This window comes from Candidatus Nitrosotalea sinensis, assembly GCF_900143675.1.
Taxonomy (GTDB): domain Archaea; phylum Thermoproteota; class Nitrososphaeria; order Nitrososphaerales; family Nitrosopumilaceae; genus Nitrosotalea; species Nitrosotalea sinensis.
This window is the reverse complement of record NZ_FRFC01000005.1, coordinates 1-19,741: the sequence shown is the minus strand read 5'-3', so window position 1 is coordinate 19,741 and position 19,741 is coordinate 1. Positions and strand designations below refer to the sequence as shown.

19 protein-coding genes and 1 pseudogene are annotated in these 19,741 nt (G+C 36.4%); 9 read left to right on the top strand and 11 right to left on the bottom strand.

All coding sequences use genetic code 11. From position 1 onward, the window contains the following. Nucleotide 1 precedes the first annotated feature (1 nt). Entirely contained in the window at nt 2-400 is a 399-nt protein-coding gene (mce, locus tag NSIN_RS07645) for a methylmalonyl-CoA epimerase (RefSeq protein ID WP_101010638.1), read from the top strand. 36 nt (nt 401-436) lie between these two features. On the opposite strand, the gene NSIN_RS07640 is transcribed toward mce, so the two are convergent. The 3 genes from NSIN_RS07640 to tpiA form a co-directional block, all read right to left on the bottom strand. Further along, complete coding sequence (locus NSIN_RS07640; RefSeq protein WP_101010637.1) at nt 437-991, bottom strand: CBS domain-containing protein; 555 nt, start codon at nt 989-991, stop codon at nt 437-439. A gap of 81 nt (nt 992-1,072) precedes the next feature. Continuing rightward, a complete protein-coding gene (locus NSIN_RS07635) occupies nt 1,073-1,468 on the bottom strand; it encodes an MscL family protein (RefSeq protein WP_101010636.1) in 396 nt (131 codons plus the stop codon). Between the two features lie 58 nt (nt 1,469-1,526). Then, the gene (gene tpiA / locus NSIN_RS07630; RefSeq protein WP_101010635.1) at nt 1,527-2,189 is read right to left on the bottom strand and encodes a triose-phosphate isomerase; all 663 of its coding nucleotides are present in this window, start codon (nt 2,187-2,189) and stop codon (nt 1,527-1,529) included. Nucleotides 2,190-2,267: 78 nt separating this feature from the next. On the opposite strand from tpiA, the gene NSIN_RS07625 reads away from it, so the two are divergent. Next, nucleotides 2,268-2,552, top strand: coding sequence for a hypothetical protein (locus NSIN_RS07625; RefSeq protein WP_101010634.1), 285 nt, complete (start codon nt 2,268-2,270; stop codon nt 2,550-2,552). A gap of 1 nt (nt 2,553) precedes the next feature. On the opposite strand, the gene NSIN_RS07620 is transcribed toward NSIN_RS07625, so the two are convergent. The 7 genes from NSIN_RS07620 to NSIN_RS07590 all read right to left on the bottom strand — a co-directional run bounded on the left by NSIN_RS07620 (nt 2,554) and on the right by NSIN_RS07590 (nt 10,601). After that, nucleotides 2,554-2,721 (bottom strand): 50S ribosomal protein L40e, encoded by a 168-nt coding sequence (locus NSIN_RS07620; RefSeq protein WP_101010633.1) that lies wholly within the window; start codon nt 2,719-2,721, stop codon nt 2,554-2,556. A 22-nt stretch (nt 2,722-2,743) separates the two neighbouring features. Further along, nucleotides 2,744-3,664, bottom strand: a complete 921-nt coding sequence (gene sucD, locus NSIN_RS07615; RefSeq protein WP_101010632.1) for a succinate--CoA ligase subunit alpha — start codon at nt 3,662-3,664, stop codon at nt 2,744-2,746. After that, a complete protein-coding gene (locus NSIN_RS07610; RefSeq protein WP_101010631.1) occupies nt 3,657-4,769 on the bottom strand; it encodes a succinate--CoA ligase subunit beta in 1,113 nt (370 codons plus the stop codon). Before NSIN_RS07610 ends, sucD begins: the two co-directional genes overlap by 8 nt. Nucleotides 4,770-5,096: 327 nt before the next feature. Then, entirely contained in the window at nt 5,097-5,426 is a 330-nt protein-coding gene (locus tag NSIN_RS07605) for a hypothetical protein (protein ID WP_101010630.1), read from the bottom strand. 45 nt (nt 5,427-5,471) lie between these two features. Further along, on the bottom strand, nt 5,472-8,672 hold the full coding sequence (ileS, locus tag NSIN_RS07600) for an isoleucine--tRNA ligase (protein ID WP_101010629.1): 3,201 nt from the start codon (nt 8,670-8,672) through the stop codon (nt 5,472-5,474). 76 nt (nt 8,673-8,748) lie between these two features. Further along, the gene (locus NSIN_RS07595; protein WP_101010628.1) at nt 8,749-9,357 is read right to left on the bottom strand and encodes a hypothetical protein; all 609 of its coding nucleotides are present in this window, start codon (nt 9,355-9,357) and stop codon (nt 8,749-8,751) included. Between the two features lie 68 nt (nt 9,358-9,425). Beyond that, nucleotides 9,426-10,601: a TrmB family transcriptional regulator gene (locus NSIN_RS07590; protein ID WP_101010627.1), complete on the bottom strand. Its 1,176-nt coding sequence runs from the start codon at nt 10,599-10,601 to the stop codon at nt 9,426-9,428. Between the two features lie 158 nt (nt 10,602-10,759). Between NSIN_RS07590 and NSIN_RS07585 the strand changes: the two genes are divergently transcribed. The 5 genes and pseudogenes from NSIN_RS07585 to carB all read left to right on the top strand — a co-directional run bounded on the left by NSIN_RS07585 (nt 10,760) and on the right by carB (nt 17,592). Continuing rightward, on the top strand, nt 10,760-11,323 hold the full coding sequence (locus NSIN_RS07585; RefSeq protein ID WP_101010626.1) for a hypothetical protein: 564 nt from the start codon (nt 10,760-10,762) through the stop codon (nt 11,321-11,323). A gap of 9 nt (nt 11,324-11,332) precedes the next feature. Then, nucleotides 11,333-11,905 (top strand): hypothetical protein, encoded by a 573-nt coding sequence (locus NSIN_RS07580; protein ID WP_101010625.1) that lies wholly within the window; start codon nt 11,333-11,335, stop codon nt 11,903-11,905. A gap of 11 nt (nt 11,906-11,916) precedes the next feature. Further along, nucleotides 11,917-13,101, top strand: coding sequence for an AAA family ATPase (locus NSIN_RS07575; RefSeq protein ID WP_101010624.1), 1,185 nt, complete (start codon nt 11,917-11,919; stop codon nt 13,099-13,101). 66 nt (nt 13,102-13,167) lie between these two features. Continuing rightward, nucleotides 13,168-14,340, top strand: a complete 1,173-nt coding sequence (carA, locus tag NSIN_RS07570; protein WP_177346301.1) for a glutamine-hydrolyzing carbamoyl-phosphate synthase small subunit — start codon at nt 13,168-13,170, stop codon at nt 14,338-14,340. Next, nucleotides 14,327-17,592 (top strand): annotated as a pseudogene (gene carB / locus NSIN_RS07565) (carbamoyl-phosphate synthase (glutamine-hydrolyzing) large subunit). The gene carA and the pseudogene carB overlap by 14 nt, the downstream one beginning before the upstream one ends. Here the strand turns inward: carB and NSIN_RS07560 are convergent. Continuing rightward, nucleotides 17,593-18,339: a metallophosphoesterase gene (locus NSIN_RS07560; protein ID WP_101010621.1), complete on the bottom strand. Its 747-nt coding sequence runs from the start codon at nt 18,337-18,339 to the stop codon at nt 17,593-17,595. A 35-nt stretch (nt 18,340-18,374) separates the two neighbouring features. Between NSIN_RS07560 and NSIN_RS07555 the strand changes: the two genes are divergently transcribed. Next, entirely contained in the window at nt 18,375-18,680 is a 306-nt protein-coding gene (locus NSIN_RS07555; protein WP_101010620.1) for a hypothetical protein, read from the top strand. A gap of 237 nt (nt 18,681-18,917) precedes the next feature. Next, on the top strand, nt 18,918-19,741 hold an 824-nt coding region (locus NSIN_RS07550), incomplete at its 3' end, for a hypothetical protein (RefSeq protein ID WP_133124117.1).

The window sequence follows — 19,741 nt, the reverse complement described above, 5'->3', positions numbered from 1 at the left end:
AATGCGACTTGATCATGTTGCTATTGCAGTAAATAATCTGGACGAATCAGTAAAACAATACAAAGAAGCATTAGCAATTCATGATGTAGAATTTGAAACTGTAGAATCAGAAGGAGTCAGAGTAGCAATATTGCATTTGAATAATTCTAGAATTGAATTAATGGAAGCAACAAAAGAATCAAGCCCCATCAAAAAATTTCTGACTACAAAAGGAGAGGGATTGCACCACATTGCACTGGAAACTGAGGGAATAGAAAAAGAAGTTGATAGAATGAAAACATGTGGAATAAGATTCCTTGGGGAAATAAGGCCTGGTTCACGGGGAACGAAAATTATATTCATGCACCCAAAATCATTGAACGGCGTGTTGGCCGAATTGTGTTCTCACCCAAAATCATAATCTGGAAACGTCCTTATTTTCTAACTTGCTAAACTGCTAGTCCACAAGCTTTAGAGTGTCTGATGCAGTAATTATTCCTACAATTTTACTTTGTCTTGATACCAATACACATTTTGAATATCGTATTAGTGATACTAGTGTCTTGACTGGAGTATTGTAATCCACTATGGGTGGTCTTGGCTCCATTATTTCAGATAGTTTGATTCTCTTTCTCTCTGTTTCATCATTATCTAGTATGTGTTTTACAATTCCATCTTCTGTTATTACACCTACTACCTCTATCCCTTCAAATATTGGTATTTGACTTATGGATAACTCTTGCATTTTTTTTATCGCATCATGCAATGAATCTGTAGATTTGAGTTTTGCAACATCTTTGCTGCATATGTCTCCTGCCTTGGTGGATGACTGACTATCTAGTGACCATAATACTTCGAATATCTTTCTAGCAGTGGAATAACTTGGCTGACACCTTCCAGACTCAATTTGGTTTATCATGGATGTGCTAACTCCAGTAAGGGATGCAAGCTTTTGCTGAGTCAATCCTATCTTGATTCTTGCTTGCTTTATTGATTCTAATCTTGGAAGCATTATGCGAGATAAAGCAACAATTCAATATTTCAGTCTTCTTTAAGGTGGTTTGATAGTATGGTTGAAAAAATAGGTGAAAGCCTATTTCAGGCCAGCCTTTCGTCCAAACTTTGCTATCATGAAGATGACAAAGGCAATTATGAGAAAATCAATTACCACCCCTATGAAATCCCCTATTCCAAAAGTCATACCATTTCCTACTGGTATGGTAACTGATGCTTTTCTCCAATCTCCTCCTTCTATGAATGCACTAGGGATTGGCATGATTAGATCCTGTACAAGAGCTGTTACGACTCTTCCAATTACAGTTCCCATTATGAAACCTATTGCTAGTCCGAGAACTCCTGCTTTTCCTATGAAGTCTTTGAACTCTGCAACGAGTCCCTTGGGTGCTGGCGGTGCAGGTGGAGCGGGTTTTGGTGTTACTGCTTCCCTGATTTTCTTTAATTCTTCTAGTATGTCACTTTCAACAGTCATGCGATGTTTTGATTTTAGGCGTATATATTATTCATGCAAAAGGTTCTATAAGTGGAATTTATTTTTTGGTAAACTCTACTGCAAACTCTTCTATGGATTTTTGCCAGTCTGTTGATTTTACAATCCCGCTTGCAACCAATATTCCTTTTGCGCCAAGCTTTAATGCTTGTGATACATCTTCGCCTGATACAATTCCAGCACCGCATAATAATTGAGTGGAATTGTTTGCTTCTTTTACTGCCTGCACTGATTCTGTAATTATTTCTGGTTTTTCTTTTGATACTGCCTTGCCACTGCCTATGAGTTCAGGAGGTTCTATGGCAATATAATTTGGATTGAGTTTGGCATACATTTGAGCCTCTTTTACATCTTGTACACAAACAATTGATATCATGCCTAAATTTCGTAGTCTGTTGACTAGATCTTCAATCTCCTTTGGTGGTATTCGGTGTTCACTGTGATTTATCAGGGAACCTTTGGCGTTGGATTTTTTTACAATTTCTGGTATTACAAAACCTGTAGTACTACCTATTTTTGAATTGTCAAGATGTTGGGCAAAAACATTAGAAGAAATTTTTGATATCTCGGAAAGCAAATGTTGCGGTGGACATACGGCAATGGTTATTTCGTATTTTTTTGCAACTTCTGTAGCAATTTTTGTTAATCTTGTTGCATTCTCGCCTGCTATTTCTTCATAATTTTTAAAGTTGATTACAAACATGTTTCACAAAATCTTGCAGTTCCATATATATCAAGAAATCCTGGAAAATTCTTATACTTAATATATATTTGTTAATTCATGCCTCTTTCAGAAAAATCACTTGTCCTGTTAAACCATTTAAAATCCATTATTCCATCTGATGATTCTCAAGATCTTTTCAAAAACACATTCAAGGAAATATTGTCAAATGGTGACGTGTATAAGATTGGTGAGATTGAAGATTGGCTTGCAGCTAATATGGGAGAAAATCCTTCCCTGTCTGAAAGAATTCTTAATGCTGCGCATTATCAAAAAGCAAAATATGACGCCAAAAACCCTCTGAAATTTGTTCAAGATAGTTGTGGCTGCGGCGGAGACTGTTAGGCTACTTTTTGATTCCTAAAGTTCGGTTCTTTAGTCTAAGGTATATGTTTCTACATTTGCGGCATCTGGATGCACTGATTGGGTTTTTTGCACCGCATGAAAAACAGACTTTGAAGTGAAGTCTTGCCTTTTGGGCTATTGATTTCTTAAGTGGATCTGTAATTGGCATTTCTTTTTTCTTTTATCTCCTGCTATTTGATTCTACCTTTTCCTATTTTTCCTGCTAGGAGCATGGATACCTCGGCTGGTCTTTTGGCTACTGGTACATTTGCTTTTGCATACATGGCAACCTTTGATTCTGCAGACCCATAGTTTCCATATACTATGGCACCTGCATGTCCCATTCTCTTTTCTTTTGGAGCTGCTCTTCCTGCAATGTATGCCACAACTGGTTTGTCAAATTTTGTATCAATTATGTGCTGAGCTAACATTTCTTCTGCGTCTCCTCCTATTTCTCCCACTACAACAATACCGTCGATATTTGCACCATTTCTTATTGTGTCAAATGCCTCAATTAGCGGTGTTCCATTAATGGGATCGCCTCCAATTCCAAGGCATATGCTCTGACCAAAATTGGCAACTGACAAATTATGTGATGCTTCATACATCAACGTACCACTTCTGGAAATTACTGCAATTCTTCCTTGCTTGAATGGGGATGCTGGCATGATTCCTATCTTCATTACTCCGGGAACTATGATTCCTGGAGTGTTTGGACCTATTACTATGGCATCTTTTTTCTTTGCAAGCTCTACTACAGTTAATGCATCTCTGATAGGTACATGTTCTGGTATTGCAATCAATAGTTTTATTCCTGATTCTAATGCGTCTACTGCAGCTGACAAGAAGAATTTGGCTGGTACAAATATTATTGAAATTTTAGCACCAGTGGCATCTACAGCTTCTTTCATTGTTTCGTATATTGGAACACCCTCTAGTTTTTGTCCGCCTTTTCCAGGTGTAACTCCTGCTACTATGTTTGTTCCATATGCCAACATTTGCTGGGTATGAAATGCTCCAAACTTACCTGTGATGCCTTGCACTATGACTGGCTTCTTTTTGAAGTCCTTGTCTCCTTCCTTTCCAATTAGTAATTCAAAAAGATCAACCATTTTTATTCATCTCAATTACTGCTGCATTTATTGCTTCTTCAATAGTGTCAAACATCTTTGTTCTTGACCCTTTTAGCATTTCTTTTGATTTGTCTGCTTCTGCACCTGACATTCTTGCAAATACTGGAAGATCAATGACCTTGTCATCATATGCTTTAATGAATGCAGTTGCAACTGTAGTAGTTTTCACAATTCCTCCGTACAGATTTACCAATATTCCCTTAACTTTTTTCATTTTACTGATTAATGTGAGTGCCTCATACACTGTTTCTGTTGTAGCTCCTCCACCTACATCTAAAAAGCAAGCTGGTTTTCCACCATTATCTGATAACATGTCTAGAGTAGACATGACTAATCCTGCGCCGTTTCCTACAACTGCTATGTTTCCATCTAATTCAACAAGTGAAAACCCACTTTTTTCTGCCCTTTCTTCAAGCTCTGAAACCTCTTGGAATTTACGTAATTCATCATGTCTGAACATTGAATTGTCATCTATGATGACCTTGCCGTCTAATGCAACAACTGATTCGTCTCCAAGAATTGCTAATGGGTTTATCTCTGCTAGTTCTGTCTCTTTTTCTACTGTGATCTTGGCTAATTTTTGTAATATATCTACAAATTGAGATAAAGGTCTGTCCTTCAATCCTATTTGTTTTCCTACTTCTTCTGCAGTTTTTGCATCCACATTACCAAGTCCAACCTCTCGAATCACTTGGTTTTTAACAGATTCTATTTCAACACCTCCTTCACCTGATGCAATTATTGTATAGCAGCGTTTGCCTCTATTCAAGAACAATGACAAATATAGCTCTTTTTTAATATCTGCCATTTTCTCAAGCAGTATTGCCCTGGTTTTTTCTCCTTTGACAACCTTCTGCATTATATCTGGATACTTTAATTCAAATTCATCTGCATTCTGGCATTTCTGAATTGCACCTGCTTTTCCTCTTCCACCTACTGCCATCTGTGCCTTTATTACAAATGGAAATCCAAGCGTAGTTGCATCTTTTCTACCTTGTTCAATATTGGTAGATGTCAATCCTTTTGGAATGGGAATGTTATACTCTGCAAACAAAGATTTTGCTTGGTATTCTAATAATCGCATTTGTGAGTTTTCATTTTTATGGTCTTTATAATCTGTTTGCTGTATTTTCTTTCTACGCGGTGATCTGATCCATGGTAATTGTATTTCAAATTCATTTGTTTTCTTTCTTAATTATGGGATACTATGCATAATGCAATTATAGTAGTATGTTGTTTGCAACTAAAGGTTCGTATGAAAATACGATGAAATGTTTTGGGGTCAGTACCGAGTGTCAAATGACACCCTCTTGCCTGGTATGGCCCCAAAACTGATTTTATCTCTAGTGTGGCTATTTTTAAGCCTCATTATCATAAAAATATAATTTTGTGATATATTGTAAATTGGAATCTAACTGAACTGTTCTTCAAGGACATCTACACATTGGAGAAACAAGTCTTTGCTCTTCTTCATAAGCCAATTTGGAAACTCTTCCAATGTGAAGACAAACTGTTGTTGGAAACTAGGCACTACTCCGCCTCCTGATGTGATTACTTGTACTATGATATATCCCTCAGTTATGGTGCACACTGTTTCTTGATATGCTTCGCCTTCCTCCTCTATTGTATTTCGGTATAACACTAGAGGAACCTTTGTCTTGGTAACATACGATGATGCTTTTTTTAATAAAACTGAAAAATGTGATATGAGCCAACCATCTAGGGTTATCTGTTTGGGCATAAGATACGATGATATTTTTTATTATTTAATACAATGGATGAATCACTACTCAACCGAGATTCGAATCTTTTGACCATCCAAGTCTTCATCTTTGTAGTTTTTAGCCTTGTCCTCAAACTCTATCCTTTTTACTCGCACCAAATATGCAAGATCTGACTGTTTCTCTTTTGTCATATCTAGTGATTCTTCATCAAGACCCAAAATGTATGCAGCTTCTAGAATATCTGTAGGTGTGTATCCTCTCTCCTTTCTTAATACTTGAAGTCTGCGTGCAATGTCTCTTATTAGACCTCTTGATAACATGTCGCGATTCCTTGTGGTGCTTATGAATACAATGAGCGAGTCTCTGTTTGATGTGGCAAATCCTTCTTTTTCTAAATAGCTTACAATGAAATCTTCTTTTAATAATTCCAATTTGTTGTCTCCGAGATCAAAAACATAGGAACCACTTTTCAAGAGGCTGTCAACTATCGTGGCAGGATCTGTATTTGAGAATTTGTCAAGTAATTTGCCCATGTCTTGTTTTGCCTTTGGGCCTATTTTCTTTCGCTCAAGTTCAACTTTGGGAGTTATTGGAAGTTGTGCACGCAATAGGTTTGATACTAATTCCAACCCGTCGGATTTTGGTATCTCTACAACATTATATTTTTCTACATTAAGTTGTGAACGCAATAACTCTGATAATGATTCTATCTTAGTTTTTTGACCTGGACTTACACAAATTATTGCTTCTTCAAGTGGCCATCTTCTCTTTAGCTTGCCTTTCATTCTAGCTGCTGCGGATATTGATACTGATTCTTTCATTAGATCAAAGGCTTCTTCAACACTGTCGTTGGTTAGGGCTGTCTGCGGAATGGGAAAATCTTCTAATAATATATTTTCCTTATCTGAAAATATTGTTCTGTAAAGATATTGGGTTGTAAAAGGACAAATTGGATGTAGTAATATGTCTAATGTCTTTAATATCTCTGCAAGTGTTGCATAAATTGCAAATCGTCTTTCTTTTTGTGATTCATCTTCTGCCCACAACTCTTCTCTTGTGATTGGAATGTAGACTTGACTTACTGAATTTATCAAATAGTCGTCTATTGCTCTTGCAGCTTCATGAAATCTACACTTGTCAAGTGACTCTGTAACTGATGTGATTAATTTTTGTAGTTTTGATAAGGCCCAAATCTCTGATTCTTTTAGAATGTTCTTATCTTTTGACCATTTAATATCGTAAATTTTGTTATCATATTTGTCGTACTCGCTATTTTGTTTAAAATAAAGATGCAAGTGATACAACGTGCTGAGTATTTGATATGGTCTTGATGTCATCTCGTCTGTGCTAAAATTAATTGGTTCTATTGGACTTGATTTCCACATAAAGTACAGCCTTATCAAATCTACAGAATACTTTCCAAGTAATTCTGATGCGTCCATTACATTTCCTTTACTCTTGCTCATTTTGTTACCATTTTTGTCAAGTACATGACCTTGAAACAAAAATGATTTGAATGGAGCAATTGGAGCATTGTTAAAGATCACATTTTCTATCAGTAATGTGTATGCCCAACCTCTTGTCTGATCTATTCCTTCTGTAAGAAACAGTGCTGGAATGTGTTCATTATAGTCCGCGTCTGACAGGGATGCAAATGGGGCAGCTCCGCTATTGTGCCATGTATCTAAAACGAATTGTTCTCTTTCCATGTTGTTTCCACATTTTTCACATTTTATGACTATGTTGTCAATCCATGGCTTGTGCAACTCAAAGTTTGGCCCATCTGGAAGTTCTGATGCGGACTTGATAATGTCATTTCTTGAGAAAAACCATTTGTTGTGATTACAGTTTTTACAATTCCATACAGGTAATGGACATCCCCAAACACGTTCACGTGATATACACCATGGATGCTTGTCTTTTATTATTTCAAGGAATCTGTTTCTAGGAGGTTCGAAAAAATACTCTACATTTTCTGCCGCTTTTACTGCTTTATCTCCCAACCTGTCAAGAAAATAAAAGAATCCTCTTCTTGCAAGCCAGAGCAATTTATGCTGTGATCTCCAGCATAATGGGTATTGATGTTTTATTTTTCCAATTTTTACAAGTGCACCTTTCTCTCTTAGTGCTTCCACTATCTTTTCATCTGCATCTCTTACAAATAATCCTGAATAGATGCCAGCTTGTTTTGTAAATTTAGCTTCATCGTCTATGGGGTTGAATATTGGTATCTTTCGCTTGCTAGCAATTTCGAAATCCTCTTCTCCATTTGCTGGAGATAAATGAACAAGGCCACTACCTGTCTGTATGTCTACAAAACTTTCTGCAACTGCAATATGGAACTTGTCCGATTTTGAAAATTCTTCAAGACCGGAAATTTGATCTAATAGTGGATGAATGTATTTTTTCTCTTCAAATGCATCTCCCCTGACTGTTTTGATTATGGTATATTCGTCAGTTTTTGTTTCTTTCATAAATTCAACTAATCTTTTTTCTGCTACAATCCAAGTTTCTGCTGCTATCTTTACATACGTATAATTTTCATCAGGATTAAGACCTACCATTGTATCTGTAACTAGTGTGAATGGCATTGTTGTCCAAACAATTAGGTATGCATCTTCATCTTTTAGCTTGACTTTGTAATATAATGATGGATCTACTACAGTGTCATATCCCTGATTTACTTCTGCGTGACTGAGTGATGTTTGGCAGCTAGGACAGTATGCTACAACCTTGTATGATTCTGATAAAATCCCTAGTTCTAATGCCTTCTTAAGATATTTCCACTCTCTTTCAATGTATTTATCTTTGTATGTCCAATATGCGTTTTTTTGATTAAATGACATGCCGAGTAGTTTGTCCATTTCAACCCATTTTTCATTAAATCTATATACGATTTTTTTACACTCGTTTACTATTTTTTCAATGCCTACTGATTCTATGACCTGTGATTTTCCGCCTGTTATTCCAAGTTCTTTTTCTGCCTGCAGTTCTACTGGAAGTCCTTGAGTATCCCATCCTGCATTAAAAATTACCTTGTATCCACGCAAAGTCATGTATCTGTACCATAAATCCTTCATTATCCTTCCACGCAAATGTCCTGCATGTGGAGTGCCATTCATAGTGGGGGGTCCTTCGATAAATGCGATTTTTTTTGTCTTGTTTTGAGACTGGAAAATTAATTTCTCTAAATCTAATTCTGATGTTTGGGTTTTTACAATATCTTCTATCTTTTTTGGATCAAAATCCGTTGATAGTTGCATTCTGTGATAAAATGACTGGTGTCATATTATAAAGGTACAAAAATGATAAAAAATGGAAAAATGAATTATTGGTGACTTAGTGACTCATGCTTGAGAATGTGGTTGGCATGTTCCCTATCATGATTGCATTCTTGACTACAACTTCACCTGTGGAGAGGTTGTTGTCCCATGCTCTAACTATGATATGACTTGTATCCATTGTCTTGCTTGGAACTAGATGGAATGTAATGTACATTAAAGTTCCATCATATTTCACTGTAGTAGTTACACTCTTGAAGATTCCATTAGGATCTTGCTTTGATACTCCACTGTTTTTGTTCCATTCAACTTCTGTATTTGCTTGATATGCCTGAGGATTGTTGCCATGCAAATTCATGAATATTCCAACATGTTGGATATTCTGTGCACTTGCGTGATGGTAGATCTTTAATGTGATATCTGATTGGTCGTTTACATACAATTTCTGTGTCTTGATTGTTGTAGTTTTGCCTTCTGAGATATCAAATGTAGCACTATTGATCTTAAGGCCATCTGTGTAAGTCAACCATGGTCCTGCACCAAATTGAGGCCCGTATGATGTTCCATGTCCATTAATTGCAAAAGCTGGAGCATTTGATGCAACAACTGCTGCTACAAGAACAGACAAGGTCAAAGCGGTTAAGCCTTTGACTGGTGTGCTTTTCATATGATTTTTAGCAAATGGAGTACATATAACTATTTATCGTATATAGTCACAATCTGACTCTTCATGCCTTATGTAGGCATACTTATTTTTGAATCTACTTTGATGTGGATTCTTTCACCTGTATGAACATGGTCATTGTAAATCATTTTAGTTTTGATTCCTTTTTTGTTTAGATATCCTTCAAGTACTAGTGCCCATGGGATGGAATGACCACTGTTGAGTTTTGATTCTATTACAAAATGATTTGCATTGGAATCATAGCGGAGATGACCTGAACATGTTATGTCTAATGTAGAATTTACAAGTGATATTATTTCATCTAATGTCTTTGATTCTACATCTATGCCGCTCTTGTTTAGGAAATTTACAATATCAACTGCTTTACTTTTTGAATTTATGATGGAATTTAACACATATCCTAATCCGTTTTGTGTTATGATTTGAACTGCCTTGAGTGTTTCTTGAGCTTCGCTCTTGGTCATGTCACTCAAATTGCTTATCTTGATACTGTTTTTCCATATTTGATCAAATGACTTGACTTGATTTGTACCAAGTACATCATTTGAATGAAATATTGCTCCTTTTCCATTGTTGCTATTTATCATCAATATTTCGGAATCGTCGAAAATGAAAATATTTTGTGCAATGTCTGATGTTTTAATTTTAATTCCTGCGGGAAGTTCACGAAATGTCTCAGATCCTACAAGATTTGGCGGAATTACCATTTTGATGTCTATGTTTTTTCGCATTGCATGTAGTAGAGCTTCCTTACACTGTGACAGTAAATTCAAACCCCATGAATCTATCACTACATGTACTGATGTTTTTGAACCTTCGACCATTGTCTGCAATTGCTTAAAGACATAATTTGCAGCAAGATGGAAATATCTCTGCTCCTCTGAACCTCTTGCTTTTTTGCTATCTTCGCTTAGCTGTTTTAATTTTGTAATTAAGCTATTCATTGCATTAACCTTATTGATCTGCTCTTCTATGATTTCATCAAACGCATCTTCAGGTGCAATCGCTGTGCACATGATAGGTTTGCTTTTTGATAACATTGCAATCTTTTTTTTCTCTAACTTGAGAAGAGTCGGGTATACCTTGGTTCTTGGCAAGTTTGAATAATAGGCAAGCTCACCTGCTGAAATGGTTCCTTTTGTTATGAGGGCCACATATGCTTGGGCCTCATACTTGCTTAATCCGAATTCTTCTAAACTTACTGCCAAGTCTTGGCCTTTGACCATGAGAAAACACCTACAAATTGGAAGGTAAACTGAATAGCTAAATTCATTGCACAAAGGTTTGAAAAAATACTAAGCTGTATCTGTCGTCTATGTTACTGCGGTTACAGTAATTGCTGTAACAAGGACCGTATAAGTACAAAATCAGGGTTTTGTATGAAATGATTAACCAGTCAAAATGGGTTCTAGAGGATCAAAGCAAAAGTCAGCTTGTTAGGGCTAGTACTATAAAACCAAGAATTGACTATGCAACAGAAATTGTAGATGGTTTACTGGATGTTCTTGTGCAGCATAAACACGACATAACGCAAAATAATCTTGAATTGTATAGGCAGCTTAAAGTCAATCCTGTGGCTAATACTACACTTGAAAAACAGGTAAAATATGAACTTGAATTATCCTATACTGTAGAATCACTAAGACAAGTAAGGAGAAGTTTGGATTGTGTTGCAGGGATGGGAAATGTATCAACTGTCTTGTCGCCTACAGTGTCTATTGTAAGGACAATACGCTCCAGGCTCTTGGCATTAATGCCTGCAATGGATTTCCAATTAGGTGAATTGTCTTTACTTTTAAGTGGAATAATAATAGATGCCGCACATCTTGCAAGTCTTATTCTTGATTTTTCAAAGGCAAATGAAGCATCAAGCCGCCTCCTAGATGAAGCTAAATTGATCGCTGACTCTAAAATATGCAAGCAGTTCCCTAATCTAGATTTACCGTGACTGTGTAAAATGCTCAATTTTACAAAAAATGATGCCCAATCTGACTTGAATGGGCATCTTGATAAAATCAGAGTCCTATCTTCAAAAATTGAACAAAAGGTCTCTCAAAAAGATATTGATGAAAATGATACTTTTGTTGAATCCTTGTCTATTGAAGAGCTAAAAGATATACGTCAAGTCATACGTGCAGCTGAATATCTTCTTACAAAATATCAGGATAAAAAAGATGTAAAATTCTTCCTACAGGAATTCGTTGGTATAATCATGCATGCCTCAAACTCTATTGATGGCTTGAAAGATGAGCTCGAAGATCTAGTAGTATCTGCAGAATTTGCTCTAAAGCAAATCCAGTCACTACATAGAGATGTTACTGAAAACCTTACCTTTGAGAAGGCAAGCCAAACAAAAATTGATGATTTTAAAATACCCTCATTACTTGATACTCTAGCACCTGCCCAGTCCAATGTTGAATCATCCAAGGCAGAAACACCTTTGCCAAAAGTTAGTTCAATTAATTTAACAAATTCTACTAGACGAATTAACACTAATGATTACCTTGAAAGAACTGCAGTCGAGATATAGTTGATGATATTATGAGTCTGGCTCCACAAGAATTAGAAAATAGTGCAAGCAAATTTGCCGCTGAAGCCATTAAACTTGATTCGCAAGGCGCTAGAGGGATGGCAATTGCAAATTATCAGAGAGCAATAGAATCCCTGGTTAAACTAATACAACTTTATCCTGAAAATAAGCTCAATAGGGTATACCAAGAGAGAACAGCTGCTTATCAAAATCGCATCAAGGCATTACAAATGAATAATGTTGAAGTAGAACCAGCTGTTGACCCCAAGGCAACTCCTGAAGAGCAAAAACAATCACTTGCAAAAAATGAACTTGATTCACTAATAATGAAGGAAAAACCCAATGTATCATGGAAAGAAGTTGTGGGTCTTGATGATGCAAAGAATGCATTAAGAGAATCAATTGTTTATCCTGCAAAAAGACCTGACCTATTTCCTTTGGGATGGCCAAGAGGAATTCTTCTTTATGGTCCTCCGGGATGTGGTAAAACAGTTCTTGCCGCAGCTACTGCAAGTGAGATTGATGGTTATTTCATAAATGTTGACGCTGCATCCATGATGAGCAAATGGCTTGGTGAAGCAGAGAAGAATGTCTCAAAATTATTCCAGATGGCGCGAGGGTTGGCAGAAAAAGAAGGTCTTCCTGTAATTCTTTTCATAGATGAAGTTGATTCATTGCTAGGAAATAGAAATAGTGAGATTGGTGGTGAAATCCGTGTCAAAAATCAATTTCTAACTGAGATGGATGGTATTAATGGTAAAGGAAAAGATCTTAAACTCTATGTGATTGGTGCAACCAACAAACCTTGGAGTCTTGACTGGCCATTCCTTAGAAGATTCACCAAGAGAGTCTATGTATCACTTCCGTCACTTGAAGCAAGAGAAAATCTCTTTGATCTTTATACCTCTCCATTGCACAAAGATGATAAAGTAAAATCAGGTGATCTTGCTAAATTGGCAGATGGATACAGTGCATCAGATATCAAAGATATCTGTCAATCTGCACAACTGATGGTAGTAAATGACTTGTTCCATTCTCCAAACTTTGGAGAGGAAGTGCTTGGTGAACCAAAGGCTCAACCACGAGTAATTACAACCTCTGATTTTAAGGAAATAATATCAAGGAGAAAACCAAGTGTGTCCATGGAAATGATTAGGGCCTACTACAAGTGGACCGAACAATTCAAAGCATTATAGATCTTTTTACTAATTCTATTTTGTAAATAAGATCGACATAAAATTTAAATTCCTATTAAAATCCACATGCAGAGGGTTTCAAGAATACCAACAAAAAAATCCAAATATGCAAACAAATTTGGTGTGCTGATTTTGGAAGATGGTACTGTTTTTGAAGGCATGGGTTTTGGTTATTCTACTAGTGTTTTTGGTGAGGCTGTCTTCAACACTGGCATGACTGGATATATTGAGGCATTAACTGATCCTTCCTATAGCGGCCAGATTCTTACCCTGACATATCCTCTTGTTGGAAATTACGGAGTTCCGGATCCTACTGCCAAAGACTCTGACGGCATACGCAAGAGCTTTGAATCTGAGAAAATACAAGCAAGGGGTCTTGTGGTTCATGAATTGTCACTTACTGCAAGTCACTGGAATCTAGCAATGACACTTGATGAATGGCTGTATAATGAAAAAATTCCTGGAATTTCTGGAATTGATACCAGGGAGTTGACAATCAAACTTAGGACAAGCGGAGTCATGATGGCAGCACTTGTAGTGTCTGACACTCAAATTGACATATCAGAGGTGAAAAAACAATTGGAATCTGCAAAAAAATACAATGATGAGGAATTCATGAATGCTGTATCTACAAAAGAGCCGCAAACATTTGGTACTGAATCAGAGTCCATAGTGGTTATTGATACTGGAGTGAAAAATGCCATACTGCGAAACATTCGAAGCCTGGGATACAAAGTAATCAAAGTTCCATGGAATTATTCTTTAGAAAAAATAATGTCTTACAATCCAAAAGGAATTGTATTCTCAAATGGGCCTGGTGACCCAATAAAATGCGTTGAAACAATGAACACTGCAAAACAGGTAATAGAAAAAAATATTCCGACATTGGGAATTTGTCTTGGAGCACAAATTTTGGGGCTGGCCGGTGGTGCAAATACGTACAAATTAAAATATGGTCATAGGGGTCAAAACAAATCCTGCATTAATCTTGACAATGATCAAGTCTATGTAACAAGTCAAAATCACGGGTATTGTATTGACCCAGAATCTCTCAAAAATACTGATTTTAAATTATGGTTTACAAATGCTGATGATAAAACAGTGGAAGGAATAAAACATAAACAAAAAAAGATAATTGCGGTACAATTTCATCCTGAAGCATCTCCGGGACCTTTTGATTGCATGTTTATTTTTGAAGAGCTCAAGAAACTCATAGGGGAGGACAATGCCAAAAGATGAGTCGTTAAAGAAGATTCTAGTTCTTGGTAGTGGGGCAATTAAAATCGGAGAAGCAGGCGAAAGTCATCAAATGACCGTCAATTCGACTACTCCGGTAGCCAATGCCTCAAAGCTATACAAGAAGAAGGAATCAAGAGTGTACTTGTAAATCCAAACATTGCAACAATACAAACTGATACCAGGTTTGCTGACAAGGTATACTCTATTCCTGTGAATCCTTCTTACGTTGAATCTATCATTGAAGCAGAACGACCAGATGGTCTAATGCTTGGCTTTGGAGGCCAGACTGCACTAAATTGTGGAGTAAAACTAGAGGAACTTGGGGTACTCAAAAAATATGGAGTCAAGGTGCTTGGAACTCAGGTAGGTGGAATCCAGGCAACAGAAGACCGACAATTATTCAAGGATTCCATGATTGCATGCGGTGTTCCTGTATTGAAAAGTAGAACAGTATACAATTTTGAGGAAGCGAAAAAAGTTGCAAATGAAATTGGATATCCTGTAATCATACGAGTTGCATACACTCTTGGAGGAAAAGGTGGTGGAGTTGCTCATAATGAAATTGAATTACATGAAATTGTGACAAGGGGTCTTAATGCAAGTCTTGTTGGTCAAGTTTTAATTGAAGAGTATATTGGACATTGGAAGCAAATAGAATATGAAGTAATGGCAGATTATACTGGAAACAATGTCATAATTTGCAATATGGAAAATGTTCTATCAATGCGAGTACATACTGGTGATAATATAGTAGTTGCACCATCTCAAACACTTGATAACTATGAATATCAATTGCTAAGATCTGCAGCACTTCGTGCTGCAAAACATGTTGGAATTGTTGGTGAATGTAATGTACAGTTTGCACTAGACCCAGACTCTGACAAATATGTTGCAATTGAAATGAATCCAAGGTTGTCGCGTTCGTCGGCGCTTGCAAGTAAAGCAACTGGATACCCAATAGCATACATGGCTGCAAAAATTGTAATGGGATACACTCTGCCAGAACTTGTTAATCGCATAACAAAAACTACTACTGCATGCTTTGAGCCATCGCTTGATTATATTGTGTGCAAGCATCCTAGATGGGATTTTAGCAAATTTGAATTGGCAAATAGAAATCTTGGTCCTACAATGAAGTCTGTAGGTGAGGTGATGGCAGTTGGAAGAAGGTTTGAAGAATCATTACAAAAGGCAATACGCATGCTTGAAATCGGAAATGATGGGCTTGTTGCAAACCGAGGTGCAGATAAAAAATATGATATCGAAGAGATTGAAAATAAACTACAAAAATCTGATGACAGGATTTTATACTATGTAGCAGAGGCACTGCGTCATGATATGCCAATTGAACGCATATACAAATTATCTGCAATAGACCCATGGTTTATAGAAAAAATTGAAAATATTGTAAAGATAGAAAAGAGGCTCAAGGAAGAAAAACTCGATAACTCGCTATTACGTGAAGCAAAACAGTTTGGATTTTCTGATAAACAAATTGGCAGATTGGTGGGAAAAGAAGATCTCGAAATTCGAAAAGTCCGCAAGGCTGCAGGAATTACACCTGTGGTAAAACGTATTGATACACTTGCAGCAGAATGGCCTGCAAAAACTAATTATCTGTATTTCACTTATGGTGGAAAAACAAATGATTTTGAAGTCAAATCTGATCAGCAAAAAATAGCAGTGCTTGGTGCAGGCCCATATAGAATCGGCAGTAGTGTAGAATTTGATTGGGGAACTGTAAACATGGTTTGGGGACTAAAAGAAAATGGGGCAAAAGAAGTGTCCGTGATTAATTGTAACCCTGAAACGGTATCTACTGATTATGATATTTGTGATAGGTTGTATTTTGAAGAATTGACACTTGAACGAGTCCTTGATGTGGCGGATTTTGAAAAACTTGATGGTATTGTAACTGCTGTAGGTGGTCAGACTGCCAACAATTTGACTCCAAAGCTTGCACAAAATGGTATAAAAATAATTGGTACCTCTTTTGAGGATATTGATAAGGCTGAAAATCGCTCTACTTTTAGTAAAATGTTGGACGATTTGAATATACGCCAACCTCCATGGCAGGCATTTTCAAGTTTGACTGATGCCAAAAAATTCGCTACAAAAGTTGGATATCCAGTGCTTGTTAGACCTTCATATGTTCTAAGTGGAGCTGCAATGAAAGTAGTCTGGTCTGAGACCCAGCTAAAAAAATACCTTGAAGAGGCAACTAATGTTTCACCTGATTATCCTGTAGTCATAACAAAATTCATGCTCAACTCACTTGAAGCAGAAGTTGATGGTGTAAGTGATGGAGAAAATGTGGTAATTGGTGCTGTAATTGAACACATTGAAGGAGCAGGTGTGCATTCTGGAGATTCTATGATGTGCATTCCTCCATGGACACTGAACAACAAAGTTGTTGACACCATACTTGATTATGCAAAAAAGATTGCCGTTGCGTTTAAAATCAAAGGACCGTTTAATTTACAATTTCTAATCAATCAAGATCAAGTCTATGTGATTGAACTTAACATAAGGGCGTCACGTTCAATGCCATTTATTTCAAAATTTGTTAAAATGAATCTGATTAACTTGGCTGCACGTGCAGTACTTGGTAAAAAACTGCCTATTGTACCTCCTGACAGATGGCGCAAGATTCATCACTATGGCATAAAAGTTCCCCAGTTTTCCTTCATGCAACTTGATGGTGCTGATATCATTCTTGGTGTGGAGATGCAATCTACTGGTGAAGCTGCTTGTTTTGGTGAAAGCTTTTATGATGCACTTGCAAAGGGACTGACCTCTGTAGGCTATTCGCTTCCAATGAAAGGCTCTGTTCTAATAAGTGTCGGGGGTTCAGAAAATAAAGAGAAATTACTACAGACTGCACTTTTACTCAAAAGCCTAGGATACAAGTTGCTTGCAACAGAACATACTGCAGAATTTCTTTCTGATAAGAGAATAGGTGATGTGGAAGTGGTATACAAAATAAGTGAACCTCAGAGAAAGCCAAACATAGCTGATTTGTTATATGAAAGGAAAATAGATTTTATCATAAATGTTCCAAGCACATCCACTCTTGAAAAATATGTTGGCATGCTTTATGACGAATACCAAATAAGAAGAAAAGCTGTAGAGCTTGGAATTCCAGTTCTTATCACAACAGAGCTTGCAGATTCTTTTGCGAAAACACTTGAATGGCTCAAACACAATGAAACTACAAAGAAACCTCTAGAACCATACGAAAAAGTAGACTAGTTATATTATTTCTCTTAAGATGGACTCGTCACCGATTATTGATCCATCTAGTGTTACAATTTTTGCAGAATGCAAATTCCTTATTCTTTGAAGTATTGGTGAAATGGATTTTTTATTGCGTTTCTTATATGTGGCATAAAAATATCTATTAAAAGATGGAACTATTATTATCTCTAAACTTCCCTTACTTGATGGAAAGATGTCTTTCTTTTCAGCAATGATTGATATCCACAATCTCTGCCCGTCAAGAACCGAGCCTTCTTGAAGGTATACTGGATGAAGATGGCCCATTACTATTCTAGTTATATCTGAAAAATTCTCTGATGGTAACACATGTCCGTGTGTTAGTAATGTGTCATCTATGATCAAACCTGAGGGACCTGTCATGGTGACATAATTTGGTATTATGGAAGCTAAGTTTCCATCATGATTGCCAGGAATCACTATTGTGTTGATTTTTTTTCCAATCTCAAAAAACAAAGGAAGAGTTTGCCATTCTATTTTTGAAATTGAGCTCACACTTGATTTTATGTCACCAAGGATTATCAGATTATCAGGTTTCTCAGACTCTATGAGTTGATGGAGGGATGAATGAATTTCTTGAATCATATCACTTGGTTGTACGTTAATATTGTTTGAAATCATGGATGCTTCAAATCCTATGTGTAGATCAGTTACAACAATGGATTTTTGCCCATTTTCTAAAACTAGTGCTGGTTGTAGTGGGATTATTCTTGTCTTTACCATCAAAGATATACACTTGTTTTTTTAATTAAATTCTTGTGAAACACGATTCTGGAAATGTGGATCTTGTTGTGTCATCAAATGGGGTCAAGTTACATCGTTTTTGTCCTAGTAATCGGGAGATATGGACAGTGGTAGGAAAAGAAAACGAACACTGGCTTGATCTAGGACTGGAATATTGTTCATGTGAGGATTATTACTATAATGCTATGGAAAAAGGAAAACAATGTTATCACATGAAGGCAGTACAGGCAGCAAAAGAACAAAACAAAGTAGAGATCGTCCAATTTGATGATTCAGAGTTTCCAAGTTTTATGTCTGCTCTAGTGCAAGATCTGGTATGATGTCTTTTCGTATTTTATAGATGGTCTTATCTTGCAGATTTATCATTAAAGCACTGTCAAATCACTTTATTTGAACAAAAATGATATTGTCTGTACTTTGAAGAGTTTGTCATATCACATTTTTCAGTTTTATTAAAAAACTACCTAACAAAGAATCAACAAATGCGTGTCATTCTCTATTATCATGAGTGATATTGTGCATTTTATTAAATACCTGTAAGTACTATTTTTCTGCTATTGGTTCTAGATCGTGGTTATATGGCACATGTTATGAATGTGGCCTTAGCATCTCTTTTTCTTCTAATTTTATCCCACCCTCAACAAGCCGGATTTGCTGATGATGAGAATTCAACCAAGTCTGTATTAAACACGGTGTTATCTTGGCATCTTTATGATTTTAGTCCTGATGATGTTATTGTCACAAAATCATTAAGTGTGGTAGATGAAAAACCAAGAACCTTATTTTTTGATGGCAATTCTAGCAGCATCGAATTTGACAGTCCACTTGTAAATACTACGCATATCATAACTGCAGCAACAATAAAACCATTGTTTGATGGAAAAGATGATGTTATTGTAAATGTCCCTGATAAATTCAATCTAGAACTAAAAAATCACACTGAAGGATATTACCTCACTATGGAAATTCGTGAAAATTCTTTATGGCATGTTTTTCAATTTCCTAATCCTATATTTGAAAACTACACACATGTTTTTGGTATGTATGATGGACAAACCGTTACACTTGGAATAAATGGTGAATACAAAACATACAGAATAAATCAAGATGAAAATAATGTATTTGATGATTCTAAATATGTAGAATTTGAAAAAATTCCTTCGGACACGATTTACTATAATGAAACTACCGTATCTCATATCCACATAGGTGAAATGCATTATCATGGAAGGCATTATAATTTCTTTTTGGGTCAAATTGGAGATGTTGTAATCTATCCTATTCAGAATTATACTTCAAGTCTGCTCTTCACACAAACTAATTCTACATTCACAAATAATGTTGGCATAATTACTACACAGACAAATGTTACTGAAATACC

Bases quoted from the DNA above. Each gene is read 5' to 3' on its own strand.
- mce (WP_101010638.1), top strand. From the start codon at position 2: ATGCGACTTGATCATGTTGCTATTGCAGTAAATAATCTGGACGAATCA.
- NSIN_RS07640 (WP_101010637.1), bottom strand. From the start codon at position 991: ATGCTTCCAAGATTAGAATCAATAAAGCAAGCAAGAATCAAGATAGGA.
- NSIN_RS07635 (WP_101010636.1), bottom strand. From the start codon at position 1,468: ATGACTGTTGAAAGTGACATACTAGAAGAATTAAAGAAAATCAGGGAA.
- tpiA (WP_101010635.1), bottom strand. From the start codon at position 2,189: ATGTTTGTAATCAACTTTAAAAATTATGAAGAAATAGCAGGCGAGAAT.
- NSIN_RS07625 (WP_101010634.1), top strand. From the start codon at position 2,268: ATGCCTCTTTCAGAAAAATCACTTGTCCTGTTAAACCATTTAAAATCC.
- NSIN_RS07620 (WP_101010633.1), bottom strand. From the start codon at position 2,721: ATGCCAATTACAGATCCACTTAAGAAATCAATAGCCCAAAAGGCAAGA.
- sucD (WP_101010632.1), bottom strand. From the start codon at position 3,664: ATGGTTGATCTTTTTGAATTACTAATTGGAAAGGAAGGAGACAAGGAC.
- NSIN_RS07610 (WP_101010631.1), bottom strand. From the start codon at position 4,769: ATGCGATTATTAGAATACCAAGCAAAATCTTTGTTTGCAGAGTATAAC.
- NSIN_RS07605 (WP_101010630.1), bottom strand. From the start codon at position 5,426: ATGCCCAAACAGATAACCCTAGATGGTTGGCTCATATCACATTTTTCA.
- ileS (WP_101010629.1), bottom strand. From the start codon at position 8,672: ATGCAACTATCAACGGATTTTGATCCAAAAAAGATAGAAGATATTGTA.
- NSIN_RS07595 (WP_101010628.1), bottom strand. From the start codon at position 9,357: ATGAAAAGCACACCAGTCAAAGGCTTAACCGCTTTGACCTTGTCTGTT.
- NSIN_RS07590 (WP_101010627.1), bottom strand. From the start codon at position 10,601: ATGGTCAAAGGCCAAGACTTGGCAGTAAGTTTAGAAGAATTCGGATTA.
- NSIN_RS07585 (WP_101010626.1), top strand. From the start codon at position 10,760: ATGATTAACCAGTCAAAATGGGTTCTAGAGGATCAAAGCAAAAGTCAG.
- NSIN_RS07580 (WP_101010625.1), top strand. From the start codon at position 11,333: ATGCTCAATTTTACAAAAAATGATGCCCAATCTGACTTGAATGGGCAT.
- NSIN_RS07575 (WP_101010624.1), top strand. From the start codon at position 11,917: ATGAGTCTGGCTCCACAAGAATTAGAAAATAGTGCAAGCAAATTTGCC.
- carA (WP_177346301.1), top strand. From the start codon at position 13,168: ATGCAGAGGGTTTCAAGAATACCAACAAAAAAATCCAAATATGCAAAC.
- NSIN_RS07560 (WP_101010621.1), bottom strand. From the start codon at position 18,339: ATGGTAAAGACAAGAATAATCCCACTACAACCAGCACTAGTTTTAGAA.